The sequence below is a fragment of the Asticcacaulis solisilvae genome, assembly GCF_017875235.1.
GTDB classification, from domain to species: Bacteria; Pseudomonadota; Alphaproteobacteria; order Caulobacterales; family Caulobacteraceae; genus Asticcacaulis; species Asticcacaulis solisilvae_A.
This window is the reverse complement of sequence record NZ_JAGGMI010000008.1, coordinates 186408-204975: the sequence shown is the minus strand read 5'-3', so window position 1 is coordinate 204975 and position 18568 is coordinate 186408. Positions and strand designations below refer to the sequence as shown.

Here is an 18568-nt window from a genome sequence, read left to right as displayed (position 1 = left end):
TGACTCTGTGACAATTGGCAAACAGCCTCCGTCGTGTGCGCCGTCTGCATGACCCCGGATGCTGCCGGCGCCGGAGAACTTGTAGGCCTTGGCCTTCGCCCGGCGTTCGTCGCGCGCTCGTGGACTTCCTGACGCTCGATATGGCGATTTGTCCAGGCGCGCTTCGGGGCCTGACAAAGGCCATGCAATCTCATGTAATGGAGACTGTTCCCCAAAGTTGGGATGCATTGAAATGCAGATTAAAAGTGTGCAGGCGAAGGATAATATAATATGATGCCGTAAAACGAAGCATTGCGGAGGGGACAATGTTGTACGTAAGCCGGTTGGCATGGGCCGTGTTTGCAGGAATTCTGTGCGGCTTTCCGTTGCCGGTAATGGCGCAGACCACGGAGGCCGCGCCGAAACCGGATGCCGCGGCGGTCGCCGCCGTGCCGCCGGGGCCCGAGCCCGACACCATGACCATATTCGGACGGCGCAAGCCCGGGACCTATCCCGGCTGGGCGCGGACGGACCCCCGCAGCGGATCGTCGTGTGCCTTCATCGGCGCCGGCGGCATGGACGACGTCTACACGGATTATCTCAATGATCGTGGCCGGCGCCGTAGCAACCGCAGGAGCCTGCTCGAAAAGGCGCCGTTCGGCAGCGCCATGGACGATGACCGGGACCTGATATCGAAACAGCCGGGCTGGCGCGGCGTCATGGGCATCATCGGCGGCGACAGCTGCCAGTCGAGCGACCAAGCCTTCACCGCCGGCCGCAGCGCCATCGCCAGCCGCGACACGGCCTTGCGCGACGCCTTCATGGCCTTCGACAACAAGGACTATGCCGGGGCGCTGAAGCTGTTCCGCACCGCCTATAACAAGATGGGCTATCCGGTCGCGGCGCTGATGATGGGCAAGATGTACCTGACCGGCCTCGGCGCGCCGCAGGACACGCAACAGGCCGTCAAGTGGCTGACCGAGGCGACCGAAGCGCCATTCAATCCGCATTGGGGCGCCCAGCGCTTCGATGAAAACGACCCGAACTACATGTCGACGCCGTCGGACGCGGCCATGCTGCTCGGTCGCATCTACCTGACCGGCTGGGGGACCGCGAAGGACCCGATCAAGGCGCGCCAGTGGCACATGAAGGCCGACAAGTTCGGCTTCATTCCGGGCACCTACCTGGTCGGGCGGATGTTCGACCGCGGCTATGGCGGCGAACAAAGCCTTCCCAAGGCCATGAAATATTACAAGAAGGCCGGCGAGGTCGGTTACGCGCCCGCCCAGTTCGAGCTGGGCGCCATCCTGATCGACGGCGAGGACGGTGTGACGGCCAAGCCGAAGGAGGGGGCGCAGTGGCTGCTGGAAGCCGCGAAACGCGGCCATCCGGACGCGCTGTATGAGGCCGCGCGCCTGTATGACGCCGGCAGGATCGTCGCCGCCGATCCGCAGAAGGCCATCGTCTATTACAAGGAGGCTGCGCTGAAGGGCAATGCCCCGGCCCAGACGGCTTTGGGGACCTATTTCTACACCGGCGAGATCGTCGGCAAGGATCTGGCCATGGCGCGACGTTGGTTTACTTTCGCGGCGCAGGGCGGTGATGCCCAGGCCATGCTCAAGCTGGGCGCCATGTTCCTGAGCGGCGAGGGCGGCGATAAGGACGCGGCCACCGCCTACGCCCTGTTCCGGCTGGCGGGAACGGCAGGACTCGACGAAGGGCGCAAGGCGGCCACGGCGCTTGAGCCGAAGCTGACTGCTGAGGAAAAGGCGCGGGCGGAGGCGATCCTCAATCCCCCGGCGGCATAGGGTGAGATGGCCGGGCGCGATGACCGCGCCCGGCCTCACGACACTAGCGATTGATCGTCAGGACCGCCGAGCCGTAGCCGCCACGGCCATCGGTGGCGGTGAACGGGATGGTCAGCGTCCAGACGCCCGGGTTCATGACAAAAGTATAGGGGTTGCTTGGGCTGATGATCGTTATCGGATCGCCGTCGGGATCCGAGCAGCGGTGCTGGAAGCTGACCGAGCTCGTAGCCGTCGCATAGGATGGCGCATTGAGCTTGATCGTCCAGTCCGTGCAGACCGGCGGATGGTTCACGTCCTGGACGCGGATCAGCGACGCGGGTTTGTCGAGCGTCTCGACGGCGCGGAGGACCGGCGCGGTTTCGGCGCTGGCGGCGCCCGCAAAGGCCGTGCTCAGTGCAAGAGCAATCAGGGCTGACATTATACGCATGTATGGATCTCCCTATATTACGATCGCCTTTCAAATCGAAGGCGCGCGCAACCTATGGCAAAGTATATTGCGCGGTCAACCCAGAATCATTATTTACAAATATTAATTATATTTGCGGTATGTATTTATAGATATTTGAAAATTGCAATAGGATACTGTTTTTTACTTTTGAAATTGGCGTGTATTGTTATTTCATTTCTGACGCATTTGCCGAAGGCGTAGAGCCTAACGGGTTTGCTGTCGTTATCCCTAATCTACCTCAGGATGCGCAGGTCTGCCAAGGTGTGACACGGCAACGGATTGCCGCCGTTGCCGTCGCGATGTGTCCGATGAGATTGATCGCCCTGTCCGGAAGCGGACGGCCGGACATGCCGGGACAAAAGGCGGGACGGGGGGCAGGCCGCTGAGGGCAGCCGGGCGCGCGGATTGTCATAAAACTGTCATAAATGGATCGACTCTTGGTGCCCGACCTGTCAAAGAGGCGCGAATCTGCCGCGATCGCCCCCGCGATCCGAGGGACGCTCCATGTTCGACTCGTCTGTTGAAAGCTCAAGGCCGCAATCCGTCGCGCCCGCCACAGGCGGCAGGCCGCGGCCTTTGGTGACGGCGCTGATCTTCCTGTTGCCGATCATCGCCGGGCTTCTCTACGTCGGCTGGAGCGTGCACGTCGACGCGCTGGCGACCGGCCAGGCGATCACCATAGGTGCGTTTCTGTTCCTGGGCCTGGCACTGCTCATCGCCTTCGGCTTCGAATTCGTCAATGGTTTCCACGATACGGCCAATGCGGTGGCGACCGTCATCTACACCCATTCGATGAAGCCATTGACCGCCGTCATCTGGTCGGGCCTGTTCAACTTCCTGGGTGTGCTGGCGTCGACCGGGGCTGTCGCCTACGGGCTTGTGCTGCTTCTGCCGGTCGAGCTGATCCTGGCGGTCGGCACTTCGGCAGGCTACGCGATGATCTTCGCCCTGCTGATCTCGGCCATCATCTGGAACCTTGGCACCTGGGCGCTGGGCATTCCCAATTCGTCGTCGCACGCCCTGATCGGCTCGATCATGGGCGTTGGCATCGCCAACCAGTTGATGACGTCCGTGGTCAATGCGACCTCGGGCATCGACTGGAGCCAGGCGGCCAAGATCGGCAAGGCGCTGGTCTTTTCGCCGCTGATCGGTTTTGTCGCGGCGGCCGTGCTGCTGCTGGCCATGAAGGCGCTCATACGCAATCCGAAATTGTACGAAGCGCCCGTCGGTGAGGCGCCGCCGCCATTCTGGATCCGCGCTGTTCTGATCGCGGCGTGCACCGGCGTCTCCTTTGCCCATGGCGGCAATGACGGCCAGAAGGGGATGGGCCTGATCATGATCATCCTGATCGGCGTGGCGCCGGCGACCTATGCGCTGAACCGGACGTTGCCCGATGCGGCCCAGCCGGCCTATGTGGCGACGCTTGAGACCGGCGCGGCCGCCTTTGCCGCCCGTGCCGGCGGCACCCGCGTCGCCAATCTCGACATCGCGCGCAGCGCCGTCAATGCCGCCGTCCGCAACCGCCGGATCGATACGCCCGATCTGTTCGCCGCCCTGGCCATGATGACCGGCGAGGTCGGTGACCAACTGCGCCGGAATGGCGCGCTGTCGCGCGTCCCGGCGGCCGACATGCCGCAACTGCGCAACGACATGTATCTGATATCAAGCGCGCTTGGCGTCATAAAGCCCGCCAAGGGCGCCTATTCCGACAGCGAGATCAAGGCGTTCGGCGGACTTCAAAGCACGCTCAACGACATGACGCGCTACATCCCTGCCTGGGTCAAGGTGGCGACCGCCCTGGCCCTGGGGCTGGGGACGATGGTTGGCTGGCGGCGCATCGTCGTCACGGTCGGCGAAAAGATCGGCAATTCGAAAATGACCTATGGCCAGGGCGCTGTCGCGGGCCTGGTCTCGGCGGTCACGATCTTCGCCGCCGAACGCCTGGGCCTGCCGGTCTCGACCACGCACATCCTGTCGAGCGGCGTGGCGGGGACCATGACGGCCAACCGCGCCGGGCTGCAATGGAGCACGATCCGCGGCATCGCGCTGGCCTGGGTGCTGACCCTGCCGGCGACCATTCTCATCTCCGGAACGCTATACTTCGTGTTCCGCCACCTGTTCTGACCGCCGTGGAACCGGGAAGCGCCATAGCCCACGTCCAGGTCGGCGCGCTGCCGTACCGCATCATGGCGGACGGGGCGGTCGAAATCCTGCTCGTTACCTCACGTGGGACGCGGCAATGGATCATCCCCAAGGGCTGGCCGATCGACGGGCTGAGCAATGCCGAATCCGCCGCACGCGAAGCCTATGAGGAAGCGGGAATTGTTGGCGAAACTGATGAGACTGTGGTCGGCCATTTTGTCTATGAGAAGGCGCGCAAGGGCGAGGACAGCGTGTCACCATTTTCGGTCGAGGTCTATCTCATGAAAGTCGACCGCCAACTGGCTTACTGGCCTGAAGCCAGCCAGCGCAGTATCGCCTGGGTGTCGCTCGCGCAGGCCGTGACCATGATCGGCAATGAAAGCCTGGCGGAACTTGTCGCGCGCGTGCGATTCCCGGCTTAATCGTCAGGCAGGGGCGACAGGGGCAACGGGGTTGCCGTAGCCGCGCGAATATGCGCAAACCTCAACCCTCCAGCATGCTCGGCCGCGCGGCGAGTGGAGCCCCCGACACATTGAACCGCAGGACGTGCCCATGACCCGAAAAGACAGCCGCGCGCAGGTGCTGATCCTGGCTGTGGCCCAGGCGCTGTTTCAGACGGCGTCCGTTCTCGTCCTGACCATAGGTTCGCTGGCCGCCGGCCAGATCAGCGGCCGGCCCGAACTGCTGACCGCGCCGATCGCCGCCGCCTTGCTCGGCACGGCGGCGGCCACCTTTCCCGCTTCGGCCCTGATGGCCAGGATCGGACGGCGTTCCGGATTTATACTGGGCGCCATGCTGGGCGTCCTGGGTGGCATGGTGGCCGCCGGCGGGATGTGGCTCCATTCGCTGGCGATGCTGTGTGCCGGCACCTTTCTGGCCGGCGCCTACCAGGGCTTTGCCCAGTTCTACCGCTTCGCCGCCAGCGAAGTCGCCGACGACGCTTTCCGGCCGCGTGCCATTTCGTGGGTGCTGGCCGGCGGCATCGTCGCCGCCTTCCTGGGGCCCATGCTGGCGCGGGCGGGCAGTACGTGGCTGGCGCCGCTCTACACGGGATCCTTCCTCCTTCTGTCGTGCACTTCGCTTGCCGCGGCGGGCATCCTGCTTTTCCTGCGCGTACCGGCCGCCGCGAGCGGTCCCACAGAGGCGGACAAGGCAAGGTCTTGGCTCGAAATGGTCAGCCAGCCGGTCTATCTCGTCGCCCTGTTCGGCGCGGTGACCGGGGCGGGCGTGATGATGCTGGCCATGACCGCGACGCCGATCGCCATGGCGCATCACCATCACTCGCTGGGGGCGGCGGCCAGCGTCATCCAGTTCCACGTCCTGGGCATGTTCGTGCCGTCCTTCTTTACGGGCAGCCTGATCGCGCGGTTCGGCGTGCTGAAGGTCATGACGGCCGGCGTACTGATCCTGGCGGGCCATATCGTCATCAGCCTGTCCGGTGTGGGTTTCGGTTCCTTCGCGCTCGCCCTGGTCTGTCTCGGCGTCGGGTGGAATTTTCTCTATGTCGGCGGGACCACGCTGCTGACCCGCGCCTACACGCCCGCCGAGAAGAGCCGCGCCCAGGCGACGAACGACATGACCATTTTCGCCGTTGGATTCGTGGGCTCGCTGGCCTCCGGAGCGATGCTTCAGGGCCTGGGCTGGCAGATGATGAACCTTGTCCTGCTGCCGTGGCTGGGACTGGCCCTGCTGGTGCTGGTGTGGTTCGGACTGCGAAAGCCGGGAGACTGATGTCGCGCGGGATCTACGAAAGATTTCGTTGATTGTCTACGAAGCTTATCGTATGCAATACGTCTCGATGGCACGGAGACGGCAAGATGGCATTCAGGACGTCCGGCGCGGCGTTGTTTATGGCGGCGATCGCGGTGTTGCATGCCCCCCAGGCGGTAGCGGTTACCTGTCCGGCGCAAGGCGCACTGACCGGCGAATTCGCGCCAAATGGTATCGACACGTCGACGATCAGCCGGACGATCCGGCCGGGCGACGACTTCTTTGGCTATCTGAACCAGGGCTGGATCGACCGGACCCCCATCCCTGAAGGTTACTGGGACTACGGCCAGACCAATGTGCTGATGGCGACGGTCGATGCGCGCATAAGAGGCCTGGTCACGGCAGGCGAGGGCGGTGCGCCCGGCAGCCCGGCCCGGCAGGTCCAGGACGCCTATGCCGCCTTCAGGGACACGGCCGCCATCGACCGGCGCGGGCTTGAACCGTTCCGGGCGGGGCTGGACGCCATCATGCGGGCAGGGACCGCCGAGGACGTGGCGCGCCGCATGGCCGATCCGTCCTCAAGCACGCTGTTCGCCATCAATGTCTTCCCGGCGGAAGGCCGCTGGCTTGTCCATCTCGACCAGCAGAACCAGAGCCAGCCGATGCTGGGCCTGCCCAACCGCGAAGCTTATGAACAGAGCGACGCTGCTTCGGCCGCCAATCGCGCCGCCTACGAAGCCCATATCGCGACCCTGCTGGCTGCGGCGGGCATGGCCGATGCGAAGGCCCGCGCGGCGCGCGTCGTCGCGCTTGAGGCCAGGATCGCCGCCAACCAGTGGGATTTCGCACGCCTGCGCGACCGCAAGGCCAACTACCATCCTATGACCGTCGCGGAACTGACCCGCTATGCGCCGGGCTTTCCATGGCGGGCCTATCTCCAGGCGCGCGGTGTCGGCCATGTCACCGATATCGTGCTGGGCACCGATACGGCGGTTCAGACCCAGGCCCGGCTGTTCGCCGCCACACCGCTGGACGACTGGCGCGCTTACCTGGCCTTTCACTGGTTGCGGAACCAGGCCGATGTCCTGCCCCAGGCGCTCCGCGACAGCAACTGGGCCTTTTACGGCCAGACCCTGTCGAACGCCAAGGCGCCGCCGCCGCGCGCCGAGGTGGCGCTTCGGCTGGTCAATGGCGCGATGGGACATCTCGTCGGGCGGCTCTATGCCGAACGCCATGTGACGCCGGAAACGCGCGCCGCCGCCACGGAGATGGTCGCCTATCTGCGCAAGGCCTTCGACGAGCGGCTGAGCCAGGCCGCATGGATGGACGAGCCGACCCGCGCCGAGGCGCGCGCCAAGCTGGCCGCCATGACCCTGAAGGTCGGCTATCCCAAGGTGTGGCGCGATTATTCCGGCGTCGCGATCCAAAGCGACGATGCGGCCGGCAACCTGCGCCGCCTGCGCCAGTCGGATTGGGACATCCAGCGCCAGCGGCTGAAACCCGGCGCGGCCGGGGAGCTGTGGTACCAGACGCCGCAGACGGTCGACGCCAGCTACAGCGTGCTGATGAACGCCATCGAACTGCCGGCCGGTTACCTTCAACCGCCCTATTTCGACGCCGCCGCCGATCCGGCGGTCAATTTCGGCGCCATTGGCGCGATCATCGGCCACGAAATGGGTCACGGCTTCGACGACCAGGGCATCATCTACGACAGTCGGGGGCGGCTGCGCGGCTGGTGGTCGGACGCGGCGCTGAAGACGTTTCATGACCGCGCCCAGGCCCTTGTCGACCAGTACGACGCCTTCAGCCCCTATGCCGGCGTCCACGTCAACGGCCGCCAGACCATCGGCGAGACCATCGCCGACCTGTCGGGCGTGTCGCTGAGCTATCGCGCCTGGCAGATGTACATGGCCGACCACCCTTGCGCCGACACGTCGCGCGATGGCCTTCGCGGCGACCAGCGCTTCTTCCTGGCCTGGGCGCAGGCGTGGCGCTACGCGGCGCCGGAAAGCGCCATCCGCCACGTGATCAAATACAGCTATCACGCGCCGACGCCCTACCGCGTCAACGGCGTGGTGCGCAATCTCGACGCCTGGTACGCCGCCTTCGGCGTCAAGCCGGGTGACGCCCTCTACCTGCCGCCGGAACAAAGGGTGCGCATCTGGTAAGGCTTATCGATTACAGAGGGGAATGATGGCGCGGTGCTACTTCCTGCTTTTTAGCGGCTTGGCGGCGTGTTTTTCGCGAATGCGGCGGATGACCTCGGGATTGTCGATGCGCGCCAGTTCCTTTTCGCCATCACCCATCATGTCGAGCCCGGCCGCTTCGCACAGGGCGGCGAGGGTGACCACGACGCCGCCCACCTCCTGGTCGGGTTCGCCCGCGGGCCGTCCCCAGGTATAGGCGACCAGGGCATGGGCCGTTTCCTCGGTCATGCCCAGTGCCTGGCAGAGCTCGCCGGCTTCTTCGAGAAAGCGCAGGCAGCGTTCCGGGATATCCGCCGAAATCTCGGGGCCGAAACAGGCCTGCATCCAGTCGGCGACGCGTGTCTGGTAGGCAAGTGTGGCTTCGGTCATCGCTTGGGGCCTGCAAAAGCTTCGTGATAGGCATATTGCGGCCGGAAGGAAAGTGCGCGGCACGCGTGACGCTTTCCCGCGTCCACATTATCTGCTAGCCCTTCGTAATCGATTACAAAGCGCGGCGTGTCATGACCGCGCAACGACAAGGGAGGATGCGATGAAGGGATTAGTCGTTGCCATGGCCGCGGTGTTGCTGCCGGGTCTGGCGCAGGCGGGACCAGTCGTGACGACGGCCGCCGGCAAGGTCGAGGGCGCAGTCTCAGGCGGCGTCGAGGCGTTCAAGGGCATTCCGTTCGCCGCTCCGCCGGTCGGGGATTTGCGCTGGCGCGCGCCGCAACCAGCCACGCGCTGGACGGGCGTGCGGCCCGCCACCGCCTTTGGCGCCGACTGCATGCAGGAGCCGTTTCCGCGCGACGACGCGCCGCTGACGACCACGCCGTCCGAAGACTGCCTCTATGTCAATGTCTGGCGTCCGGCAGGCACAGACGGCAAACCGCTGCCGGTCATGGTGTGGATCTATGGCGGCGGCTATGTCAACGGCGGCGGTTCGCCGAACATTTACGACGGTTCGGCCTTCGCCAAGGGCGGCGTCATCTATGTCAGCTTCAACTACCGCCTCGGACGGTTCGGCTTCTTCGGCCATCCGGCCCTGACGACGGCCGACGCCGACAAGGGCCTGCTCGGCAATTACGGCTACATGGACCAGGTCGCGGCGTTGAAATGGGTGCGCGACAATATCGCGGCCTTCGGCGGTGACCCCAAACAGGTGACCATCTTCGGCGAGTCGGCCGGCGGGTCATCGGTGCACTTCCTGCTGCGGTCGCCGGAGGCGGAAGGTCTGTTTCACCGCGCCATCGTCCAGTCAGGCGGCGGCCGGGGCGCGGCCAAGGGGCCACGGCTTCTTAGCAAGGACCGCCCGGACGTGCCGTCGTCGGAGACCCTGGGCGTGCGCTTTGCCACGCGCATGGGCGTTACCGGTACGGGGCCTGAAGCGCTCGCGGCCCTGCGCGCCTTGCCGGCCGGGAAGGTGACCGACGGGCTGAACCTGGCCAACCGGTCGGACGATGCCGGCGGGCCGATGATCGATGGGCGGCTGATGCTGGAAGAGCCGGGTATAACCTATCTGGGCGGGCGTCAGGCGAAGGTACCGCTGATGGTCGGGGCCAACAGCGCCGACAGCGGCGATGCGGGGGCGGCTTCGAAGGACGAGCTGTTCGCGCAGTTTGGCGACCGCGCGGCCGAGGCGCGCGCCGCCTACGATCCGGACGGCGCAAAGGACCTCAGGCGCCTGAACGCCGAGGTCGGCATGGATCGCGGCCAGATCGAGCCGGCGCGCTTCGTGGCGGCGGTATGGGCCGGGCAGGGCTTGCGCGCCTACCATTATCGCTTTTCGTGGACGGCGACACCGCGCCGCGCGGGATCGCCGTATGGCGCGCCGCACGCCACGGAGATTCCGTTTGTCATGGATACGGTGTCGGCGCGTTACGGCGCGGAAGCGACGGCGGAGGACCAGGCCGTGGCGAAGATTACCCATGCCTACTGGCTGAACTTCGCGAAGTTCGGCGATCCGAACGGGCCGGGCGCCGACGGCAAGCCCTTGCCGGCGTGGCCGGTCTATGGCGCGGCCGATGTGGTGATGGATATCACGGCCGAGGGGAAGGCGGTTGCGAAGCCCGAGCCCTGGAAAGCCAGGCTGGACGTGACGGCGGCTGTCGCGAAGACGCCGTTGAAGTAGCGGTTACGCCATCAGCCCGACGCCCACTACGATGGCGACGTAATGCGTCACCGCGCCGGCCAGCACGTGGCCGTGCCAGATGGCGCGACGGAACCGGCAGCGGTTGAAGACGAAGAGGATGGCGCCGACTGTGTAAACAATCCCACCCGCCGCCAGCAGGAGCAGCGGCACCAGCGGCACCTGTTCGACCAGCGGCTTGATGGCGACGACAACCAGCCAGCCCATGGCGAGGTAAAAGACCGTCGACACCGTCTCGCCCAGGCGCGGCAGGCACAGCTTGATGAGGACACCGATAACGGCCATGGTCCAGACGGCGGTGGTCATGCCCCACGCCCACGCGCCTTCCAGCAGCTGCGTGGTGAAGGGCGTATAGCTGGCGGCGATCATCAGGAAGATGCCGGCGTGGTCGAGGCGGAACAGGAATGGCTGCCAGCGCGGATGGGCGAAGTTGTAGGCCGTCGAAAAGGCCAGCATAGCCACGAGCCCCAGCGCATAGACGGCGATGGCGGCGCTCAACGACATGACGCCGTGATTGACGGCCAGCGCTACGGCGGCGCCGCCGGCGACGACCGCGAACAGCAGGCCTATGATATGAACGATCAGGTCGGCCAGGCGTTCGGCCGGGGTCGGATAGTGCGGGCCATCGATGTCGGCGCAGTCGCAGGGCGCGACGAAAATGTCTTTCAGTTTCGGCAGTGCCTTTGCCGGTGCCGGCATCCAGCCGGATGAGGAGGGCGCTTTGCTGGTCATGATACGCAAGGACGATTATGGTTTTCCATTCTCTCCAAGCTATGCATGCCCGCGTAAGAAAGCGATTGCCCGGACCCTGTCCGCGTATTGCAAAAAGGTATATTTATTAGGACTTTATGCGCGCTCTGCCAGAAAGTGGCCCCGCCCACCATTGGCTCCGCCAATGGTCCCCCCCTCCCCAATGGGGAGGGCGTATTAGAGACTGTTCCTGATTACGCAGCGGTTCAATAGCGCTCCAACTTCGCGCTGCCCATTTATGGGGAGGGGGGACCGCCGAAGGTGGTGAGCGGGGCCTCTTCCTGGAGGCCAGGTCTGACGATATTATTTGTGATGAAGCGATATAGCCTAGTGATGACGGATGTGACATCTGTGCCACGCTTGAGTGGCATGTGGACAGCACTATTGCCTGTCGTTGCAGAATTAACTATAGCGTCCGCCATGCCGCGAATTGCCGGCAATGGAGAGTATGGATTGTTGGGATCGAATAGCTGTTGGGGCCAGATGCCCGCTGCGATCCTGCCGTTCGTCTAGGCGCCCAAGCGCCTGGCGGGGCAGGGATGCCGCCGCCGAATCTGGTTCCTGAAATCAAGAAATGAACCATCGCGGGATGCGCGCCGTCGCGTGCGCACATGTCCCGAAAAGACGAAGAATAAGACAATGGACGAACATCACATCGTCCGGAGCCTGGTGCTCCGGATCGCGCGCGACATCGCGCCGAATTCTCCGCCTGCGCAACGGTTCAGGACCTGGGCCGAGACCCATGTCCTGTGGCTGCTGGGCAAGCCGTGGAGCGAACTGAAAAAGGGCAGGAAGGAACCCGACATGGCGTCCTTCCTGGCCGCGCTCGAAAGCGCGCCGTCGCCGGCCGAGCCGCGTCCGCGCGTGCTCGACCTCAGCGATGAGCTGGGCCGGCTGCTGCACCTCGATCCGTTCGAAGCGCGGTTGCTGACCCTGATGATCGCGTGCGACCGCCTGCCGCGCCTGGCCGACCTTTTGGGCGGCACGGTCGAAGCCGTGCGCGACTTCCCCGCGCTGCTGGGCGAACTGGCCGGGGCCGATCCGCTTGAGGCCGGCGCCCGCGTGCGGCGCAGCGAAGTGCTGAAGCTGAACCTGATCTCCTTCGGGATCCGGGCGCGCCACGACGCGCCGATCGATATCGCCTGGACGCTGTCGCGTATCCTCGACCGCGATCCGGCGCCTGACACCCTGGCCGAAGCCCTGGCGGGCCAGCGCCAGTCGACGGCGCTCAGCCTGGCGGACTTCGAGCACGTCGCGGACGCAGGCTTTCTCGTACGGCTGCTGGCGGGGGCGGCGCGCAACCGCGCCCACGGCGTCAACATCCTGATCTTTGGTCCGCCCGGCAGCGGCAAGACCGAACTGGCGCGCGTCCTGGCTGAAGCGGCGGGCTGCCCGCTGCATGGGATCGGCGAGATTGACGACGACGGCGAAGAGCCGACGCGCGACGACCGCGTCACGGCGCTGCAGCTGGCGCAACGCGTGCTTGGCGACCGGGCGGGCGCGGTCCTTCTGTTCGACGAGATGGAAGACCTGATCGGCGGGGCGCATCGGTCCGGCGGCGACTGGTTCTCGCGGCGCGAAGGCTCCAAGGTCTTCGTCAACCGCCTGCTGGAAACCAACCCGGCGCCGGTCATCTGGGTCACCAACGCCGTCGGCAATATCGACGACGCCATCCTGCGCCGGATGAGCTTCATCCTGAAGCTCGACCTGCCGCCGCGCCGGGCCGCGCATCGCATGCTGGAACGGATCGCGGCGGACGAGGAGGCGCAACCATCGGACGCGATCGGCAAGCTGATCGACACGGCGCCGGAAACCGCGAGCGTGCTGCGCGTCGCCGTGCGCGCGGCGCGGCTGGCCGGGGAAACCGACTGCGGCGCGCAGGCGGCGGCTTCGCTGGTGCGGTCCCTGCGCGGCGGCGACGTCCTGCCGCAAGGCTTCGGCGAGGTCGATTTCGGCCTCTACGAAGCCGACCGGCCGATCGACGCGCTGTTCGACAACATCCGCGACCTGGGGGCTCTCGACGTCTCGCTGCTCCTGACCGGCCCGCCCGGCACCGGCAAGACGGCGCTGGCGCACCATCTGGCGCGCGTGCTCGACCGGCCGCTGCTGGTGCGCCGGGCGTCGGACCTTCTGTCGAAGTGGGTTGGCGAGACCGAGCAGCGCATCGCCCGCACCTTCGAGGAGGCGCGGCGCGAGGAGGGCGTGCTTCTGTTCGATGAAGCGGATTCGCTTCTGTTCGACCGCACGCGCGCCCGCGCCTCGTGGGAAGTCGGCCAGGTCAACGAGATGCTGACCTGGCTCGACCGTCACCCCCTGCCGGTGGTGGCGGCGACCAACCACGCCGACCGGCTCGATCCGGCGACGGTGCGCCGGTTCGTGTTCAAGCTGGACCTGGGGCCGCTGGGGCCTGAGCGCCTGAAGCGCGCCTTTGAGCGCTTCTTCGGCATGGAGGCTCCGGCGGGACTGACGCAGCTGCGCAACCTGACGCCGGGCGACTTCGCGGTCGTGGCGCGCCAGTTGCGCCATGCGCCGGTCGGGGACGCTCAGGCGGCGCTCGAGGCCCTGCGCGCCGAAAGCCGCGTCAAGCCCGACACGGGGATCAGGATCGGATTCTGATCCCCGTGAACGGGGCAGGCTTTCGTGGCGGCGATATCGTCATTGAACGGACTGTCGGCGGGGATCGCGGAGGCGGCGTCGGCATGCCGCCGCGCGCCGCGTTCCGCCATGGCGAATACCGGCCCTGTGCTTTGAGTACCGCGTCATGGAAGGCGAAAAAAGCCACATCATCAATATATTAGAAGATATCACAACTTTGGATGTGTGTGATAGTGCACAAAAATGCAATGAAGGCGACATCTATACTTCACGGCGCGAAAGTGCGTCCGAGGCATTCCGTCACCGCATCCAATAAAGGTTGCATCCGAAATAATTTATTTCGCATACGCGAAATCTGCATTGACATAAGGCGGAGAGCGGCGCAGCATTGCTAACGCGGCGTTAACGATTGTGCGCCGCGGTCCAGAAAAGCACAGAACCGCTCGGACATCCCATCTATTGAATAGGCCGGCATCGATACTGTAATGCGCTTGTCACGCATTGCGGATACTCATCCCTGGTCTTTTACTTCGCCTTTTTGGCGAGTCTTGCCTGATTCATCGATCCTGGCACACGAACGCGTTTCAGGATTTATGCAACTATAGATTGAATATTTGTCTTATAATTTGTCCAGGGTTGCGCCACGGCCCGGGGTGTTTGGTTGCACCGCAATAGCGGTCAAAACGGAGTTATCGCCATGGCGACTACCTATTGGAACGGGGGCAACGGCGACGACCTGCTCGACGGTTCAGGCTCGACCGGTCCCCTGCAGATACAGGGGCGAGCCGGCGACGATACGCTCACCGGTGGCGTCTTCGCCGACCGGCTTTATGGCGACGAGGGCAATGATGTCCTGTCAGGCGGCGCGGGCGCCGATACCTTAAGGGGCGGCGCGGGCGCGGACACCTTTGTCATCGCGCGCGCCGATCTCGGCACCGGCAAGGTCGCCATCCTCGATTTCGACGGCGCCGGAGACGGCGGCGGCAGCGGCGACGTCCTCCGGTTCACCGGTTTCAGCACCGCGGCCACCTTTGCCTTCGTCCGCCAGAGCGGCGACGACTTCGTCTACCGGATCAGTGACGGTGCGCTTTCGCGCGAGATCGCGATCAAGCACGACCCTTCCATCCGGCTGGTCGCGGGCGACTATATGTTCACGGGCGCGACGCCGGCGAACCGCGCACCCGCGCTGACCGGCACGCGCACGCCGCTGGCGGGCGGAACCGAAGACACCGCCTATGCCGTGACGGCTCTGAAACTGCTCGAAGGCTTCACCGATGCCGACGGCGACAGCCTGTCCATAAGCGGGCTCAGCGCCGATCGCGGCGTGGTGGTCAGCCTTGGCGGCGGCGCCTGGACCCTTACGCCGCAAAAGGATTACGCCGGTCCGGTGACGCTGAGCTACAGCGTCGTCGACGGCAAGGGCGGCAGCGTCGTCACCAGCCGCACTCTCGACCTCGCCGCCGTCAATGATGCGCCCGTCGCCGGGGGCGATACCGCCACCGTCTCCGCCGCAGGCCCGCGCACGATCACGCTCAGCGCGGCGGCGCTGCTGGCCAATGACGGCGATGTCGACGGCGGGATTTTGCGCATTACCGGTGTGGGCACGGCGGCGCACGGCACGCTGACCTTCAGCACCAATGGCACGCCGACGAATTTCGCCGACGACACCATCACCTACACGGCCGCGACGGGCTATGCCGGCGCCGACAGCTTTACCTATACCTTGAGCGACGGCACGCTGAGCGCCACGGGCACGGTCGCCGTCACCGTCACGGCGCCTGTCGTCATGACCTACCGTAACGGCGGCAGCGGCAACGACCTGCTCGACGGCTCGGGACCGGCCGGCGCCCAGCAGATCCAGGGGCGGGCCGGGGACGACACGGTGACCGGCGGTGACGGCAACGATAAGCTCAACGGCAACGAAGGCAATGACGTCCTGGCCGGCGGCGGCGGCGTCGACACCTTCACCGGCGGCACGGGCGCCGATATATTCGTCATCGCGAAGACTGACCTGTCCGGCCGCGAAAGCATCACCGATTTCGAAGGCGCGGGCGATGGCGGCCGTCCCGGGGGCGACGTCATTCATCTGTCGGGTTTCGGGGCGGGCGCGACCCTGACCTTCCTCCGCCAGAGCGGCAAGGACCATATCTACGAGGTTCGCGACGGCGCCTTTGTCGCCCAACTGAACGTCGCCTATAGCGGCACGGCGCTGCTCATCGCTGGCGACTACCTGTTCACGACCGCCTCGGCGCCGGCCAACCACGCGCCGATCGCCGGCAGCCTTTCGATCGCCACGGCCACCAACGGCATCGTGTCCGGCGTCCTGCCCGCGTCGGACGCTGACGGGGACGGTGTCCGTTTCAGCCTGGTCAGCGGCCCATCGCACGGTACGCTGTCCTTGGGCGAAGACGGCGCCTACATCTATGCGCCCGCGGTGGGATATAGCGGCGGCGACGCCTTTCGCATGCGGCTGGACGATGGTCACGGCGGCGTCGCCGAAGCCATCGTCTCGGTCGCGGTCTCCCCGTCGGCGGCCGACCCCGCGCCCTGGCGCGACACCCAAGCCGCCGGTGAGCGGATATTCATCCAACGCGACGGCACGTCAGGGTCCTTTTACGTCGCGGCCGAGATGGCGCGGGTCACGAAGGACGGAGCGGTCGTCGCCGGCTGGACCAGCGGCGGCGTCATCATGGGCGTTCCGCAGGGCGACGGCTATGTGCTGGAAACCGTCAGCGGCGGCGTCACCACGACCCGGCCCCTGGCGGTCGGCGAAGTCATCGTCGCCGCCGGCCAGTCCAACATGGAAGGCTGGTTCACCTATCCGGGCCAGTCCCACGCCGCCCAACCCGGCATCTATCAATGGTCGCCGGCCCGGGACGGCAAGCCCGGCAAGTGGATCGACGCCAACGGCGCCGGCGCGCTGGCCTTCGCTGAAACCCTGCGCCTGGCCGACCCCGGCCTGCCCATCGCCTATGTCACGGGCGCGGTCGGCGGCACTAAGCTTCTGCCGGCGACCAATGTCGACTACTGGCTGGCGACCGGCGCGGGCACGCTTTACCAGGACACGATCGACCAGGTGAAGGAGGCCACTCACGGCCAGTCGGCGCTGCTGCTGTGGAACCAGGGCGAGGCCGACAGTGCATCGCGCGTCGATCCGGCGCGTTACGCCGATGGCCTGAGGGAGCTGTTCGCGCGCTTTGACGGCGACATCGCGCTCGAACGGATCGTCATCAGCGGCCTGGCTTTCACGCGCGGCAATGCCGACGCCCTGCGCGCCGCCCAGGCCAGCGTCGCCACACCCGACGGCCACATTCTCTACGTGCCGACCCGTCCGGCCATCGAGACGATGGACGAGACCCATCTCACTGTTCCCGCCCGCGTTTTACAGGGCACCGAGACAGCCCTCGCTGTGTTGGCGGCTGAGGGCGCCGCGCCACCCGGCATCAGCAGGCAGCTGGGTGGCGCGGCCAATGACACCCTGATCGGCGGGGTGCTGACCGACATCCTGCAGGGCGGGGCTGGCAACGACTTCCTGACCGGCCAGGACGGCGGGGACATTCTCCGTGGCGAGGCCGGGAGCGACCGCATCAATGGCGACGGCGGCAATGACGCCCTGTCCGGCGGGCTCGACAACGACACGGTCGACGGCGGCGCGGGCAATGACGATGTCTTCGGCGACGGCGGCAACGACCTGCTGAGCGGGGGCGCGGGCAACGACCTGCTGGATGGCGGCACGGGCGCCGATACACTGGCGGGACAGGCCGGCAATGACCTCTATGTCGTCGATGACGCCGGCGACCTGGTCATCGAGATGGCGGGTGACGGCGTCGATACCGTTTATGCGTGGCGGGCCTATAGCCTGGCCGCCTTTGTCGAAAACCTGATCATCGAGAGTAAGGACGCGATTGGCGGGACAGGCAACGATCTCAACAATGTCCTCACCGGTGGCGATGGCGCCAACCTTCTGTCCGGTCTGGGCGGGGATGACAGCCTCCTGGGCGGGGCGGGCAGCGACACGCTGGACGGCGGCGGCGGCAATGACAGCATGCAGGGCGGCTCAGGGGCGGACATCATGATCGGTGGCGCCGGCAATGACACTTTTTATGTCGAAGCCGGCGATACGGTCATCGAGGCGCTGACCGGCGGCACTGATACCGTCATTACGTCGATCACCTTTACCCTGCCTGACAATGTCGAGGCCGTTATTCTGGGCGGCAAGAGCGCGATCGGGGCCACCGGATCGAACGGTGCCAACAGCCTGACCGGCAATGGCACGGCCAACGTGCTGGACGGTGCGGGCGGCAACGATACGCTGGCTGGGTTGTCCGGCAACGACGCGCTGCGCGGCGGGCAGGGCGATGACCTGCTGCAGGGCGGGGAAGGCGCCGATACCCTCATCGGCGGGGTGGGAGTGGATATCCTGACCGGCGATGCCGGCAAGCGTTCTGGCGACAGTTTCGTGTTCGAAAGCCTGGCCGACCTGGGATTTGGCGCGACCCGCGACGTTGTGACGGATTTCGACGGCCAGGACGTCTTCGATTTCCGGCTGATCGACGCCAATGCGGGCGTCGCGGGCGATCAGGCCTTTACCTTCGTGGGCAGCGGCGCGTTCACGGGGGCGGGCCAGGTCCGCTATACGGTGGTGGGCGGCGACATCATCATCTCGCTCAATGTCAACGGCGACCTGAACGGGGACGCGGAAATCCTGCTCCTGCACCCCCTGGCTGCACCGGACGAGGGTGACTTCGTCCTGTGAGGCGTGTCCGGCAGCCCCTGTTGATCGCAGGGGCGGGAAATATAAAAG

11 protein-coding genes are annotated in these 18568 nt (G+C 65.8%); 8 read left to right on the top strand and 3 right to left on the bottom strand.

What is annotated here, in order from left to right:
* Nucleotides 1-305 precede the first annotated feature (305 nt).
* Nucleotides 306-1787, top strand: a complete 1482-nt coding sequence (locus tag J2X24_RS14815) for an SEL1-like repeat protein (protein ID WP_209723270.1) — start codon at nucleotides 306-308, stop codon at nucleotides 1785-1787.
* Between the two features lie 43 nt (nucleotides 1788-1830).
* Here J2X24_RS14815 and J2X24_RS14810 read toward each other — a convergent pair whose 3' ends face one another.
* Nucleotides 1831-2214, bottom strand: a complete 384-nt coding sequence (locus tag J2X24_RS14810; protein WP_209723267.1) for a hypothetical protein — start codon at nucleotides 2212-2214, stop codon at nucleotides 1831-1833.
* A gap of 525 nt (nucleotides 2215-2739) precedes the next feature.
* Here J2X24_RS14810 and J2X24_RS14805 point away from each other — a divergent pair.
* The 4 genes from J2X24_RS14805 (at nucleotide 2740) to J2X24_RS14790 (ending at nucleotide 8255) form a co-directional block, all read left to right on the top strand.
* A complete protein-coding gene (locus J2X24_RS14805; RefSeq protein ID WP_209723264.1) occupies nucleotides 2740-4359 on the top strand; it encodes an inorganic phosphate transporter in 1620 nt (539 codons plus the stop codon).
* A 5-nt stretch (nucleotides 4360-4364) separates the two neighbouring features.
* Entirely contained in the window at nucleotides 4365-4799 is a 435-nt protein-coding gene (locus tag J2X24_RS14800) for an NUDIX hydrolase (protein WP_209723261.1), read from the top strand.
* Between the two features lie 130 nt (nucleotides 4800-4929).
* Complete coding sequence (locus tag J2X24_RS14795) at nucleotides 4930-6108, top strand: MFS transporter (protein ID WP_209723258.1); 1179 nt, start codon at nucleotides 4930-4932, stop codon at nucleotides 6106-6108.
* Nucleotides 6109-6194: 86 nt separating this feature from the next.
* A complete protein-coding gene (locus tag J2X24_RS14790; RefSeq protein ID WP_209723255.1) occupies nucleotides 6195-8255 on the top strand; it encodes a M13 family metallopeptidase in 2061 nt (686 codons plus the stop codon).
* Between the two features lie 36 nt (nucleotides 8256-8291).
* On the opposite strand, the gene J2X24_RS14785 is transcribed toward J2X24_RS14790, so the two are convergent.
* A complete protein-coding gene (locus J2X24_RS14785; RefSeq protein WP_209723252.1) occupies nucleotides 8292-8663 on the bottom strand; it encodes a hypothetical protein in 372 nt (123 codons plus the stop codon).
* A 160-nt stretch (nucleotides 8664-8823) separates the two neighbouring features.
* Between J2X24_RS14785 and J2X24_RS14780 the strand changes: the two genes are divergently transcribed.
* Nucleotides 8824-10401 (top strand): carboxylesterase/lipase family protein, encoded by a 1578-nt coding sequence (locus J2X24_RS14780; protein ID WP_209723249.1) that lies wholly within the window; start codon nucleotides 8824-8826, stop codon nucleotides 10399-10401.
* A 3-nt stretch (nucleotides 10402-10404) separates the two neighbouring features.
* Here the strand turns inward: J2X24_RS14780 and trhA are convergent, their stop codons facing one another.
* Nucleotides 10405-11151: a PAQR family membrane homeostasis protein TrhA gene (gene trhA / locus J2X24_RS14775; RefSeq protein ID WP_245344708.1), complete on the bottom strand. Its 747-nt coding sequence runs from the start codon at nucleotides 11149-11151 to the stop codon at nucleotides 10405-10407.
* A gap of 657 nt (nucleotides 11152-11808) precedes the next feature.
* On the opposite strand from trhA, the gene J2X24_RS14770 reads away from it, so the two are divergent.
* Nucleotides 11809-13785: an AAA family ATPase gene (locus J2X24_RS14770; protein ID WP_209723246.1), complete on the top strand. Its 1977-nt coding sequence runs from the start codon at nucleotides 11809-11811 to the stop codon at nucleotides 13783-13785.
* Nucleotides 13786-14461: 676 nt separating this feature from the next.
* The gene (locus tag J2X24_RS14765; RefSeq protein ID WP_209723244.1) at nucleotides 14462-18520 is read left to right on the top strand and encodes a cadherin-like domain-containing protein; all 4059 of its coding nucleotides are present in this window, start codon (nucleotides 14462-14464) and stop codon (nucleotides 18518-18520) included.
* The last annotated feature ends 48 nt before the right edge of the window (nucleotides 18521-18568 follow it).

Bases quoted from the DNA above. Each gene is read 5' to 3' on its own strand.
- J2X24_RS14765 (WP_209723244.1), top strand. From the start codon at position 14,462: ATGGCGACTACCTATTGGAACGGGGGCAACGGCGACGACCTGCTCGAC.
- J2X24_RS14780 (WP_209723249.1), top strand. From the start codon at position 8,824: ATGAAGGGATTAGTCGTTGCCATGGCCGCGGTGTTGCTGCCGGGTCTG.
- J2X24_RS14810 (WP_209723267.1), bottom strand. From the start codon at position 2,214: ATGCGTATAATGTCAGCCCTGATTGCTCTTGCACTGAGCACGGCCTTT.
- trhA (WP_245344708.1), bottom strand. From the start codon at position 11,151: ATGACCAGCAAAGCGCCCTCCTCATCCGGCTGGATGCCGGCACCGGCA.
- J2X24_RS14805 (WP_209723264.1), top strand. From the start codon at position 2,740: ATGTTCGACTCGTCTGTTGAAAGCTCAAGGCCGCAATCCGTCGCGCCC.
- J2X24_RS14815 (WP_209723270.1), top strand. From the start codon at position 306: ATGTTGTACGTAAGCCGGTTGGCATGGGCCGTGTTTGCAGGAATTCTG.
- J2X24_RS14795 (WP_209723258.1), top strand. From the start codon at position 4,930: ATGACCCGAAAAGACAGCCGCGCGCAGGTGCTGATCCTGGCTGTGGCC.
- J2X24_RS14790 (WP_209723255.1), top strand. From the start codon at position 6,195: ATGGCATTCAGGACGTCCGGCGCGGCGTTGTTTATGGCGGCGATCGCG.
- J2X24_RS14770 (WP_209723246.1), top strand. From the start codon at position 11,809: ATGGACGAACATCACATCGTCCGGAGCCTGGTGCTCCGGATCGCGCGC.
- J2X24_RS14785 (WP_209723252.1), bottom strand. From the start codon at position 8,663: ATGACCGAAGCCACACTTGCCTACCAGACACGCGTCGCCGACTGGATG.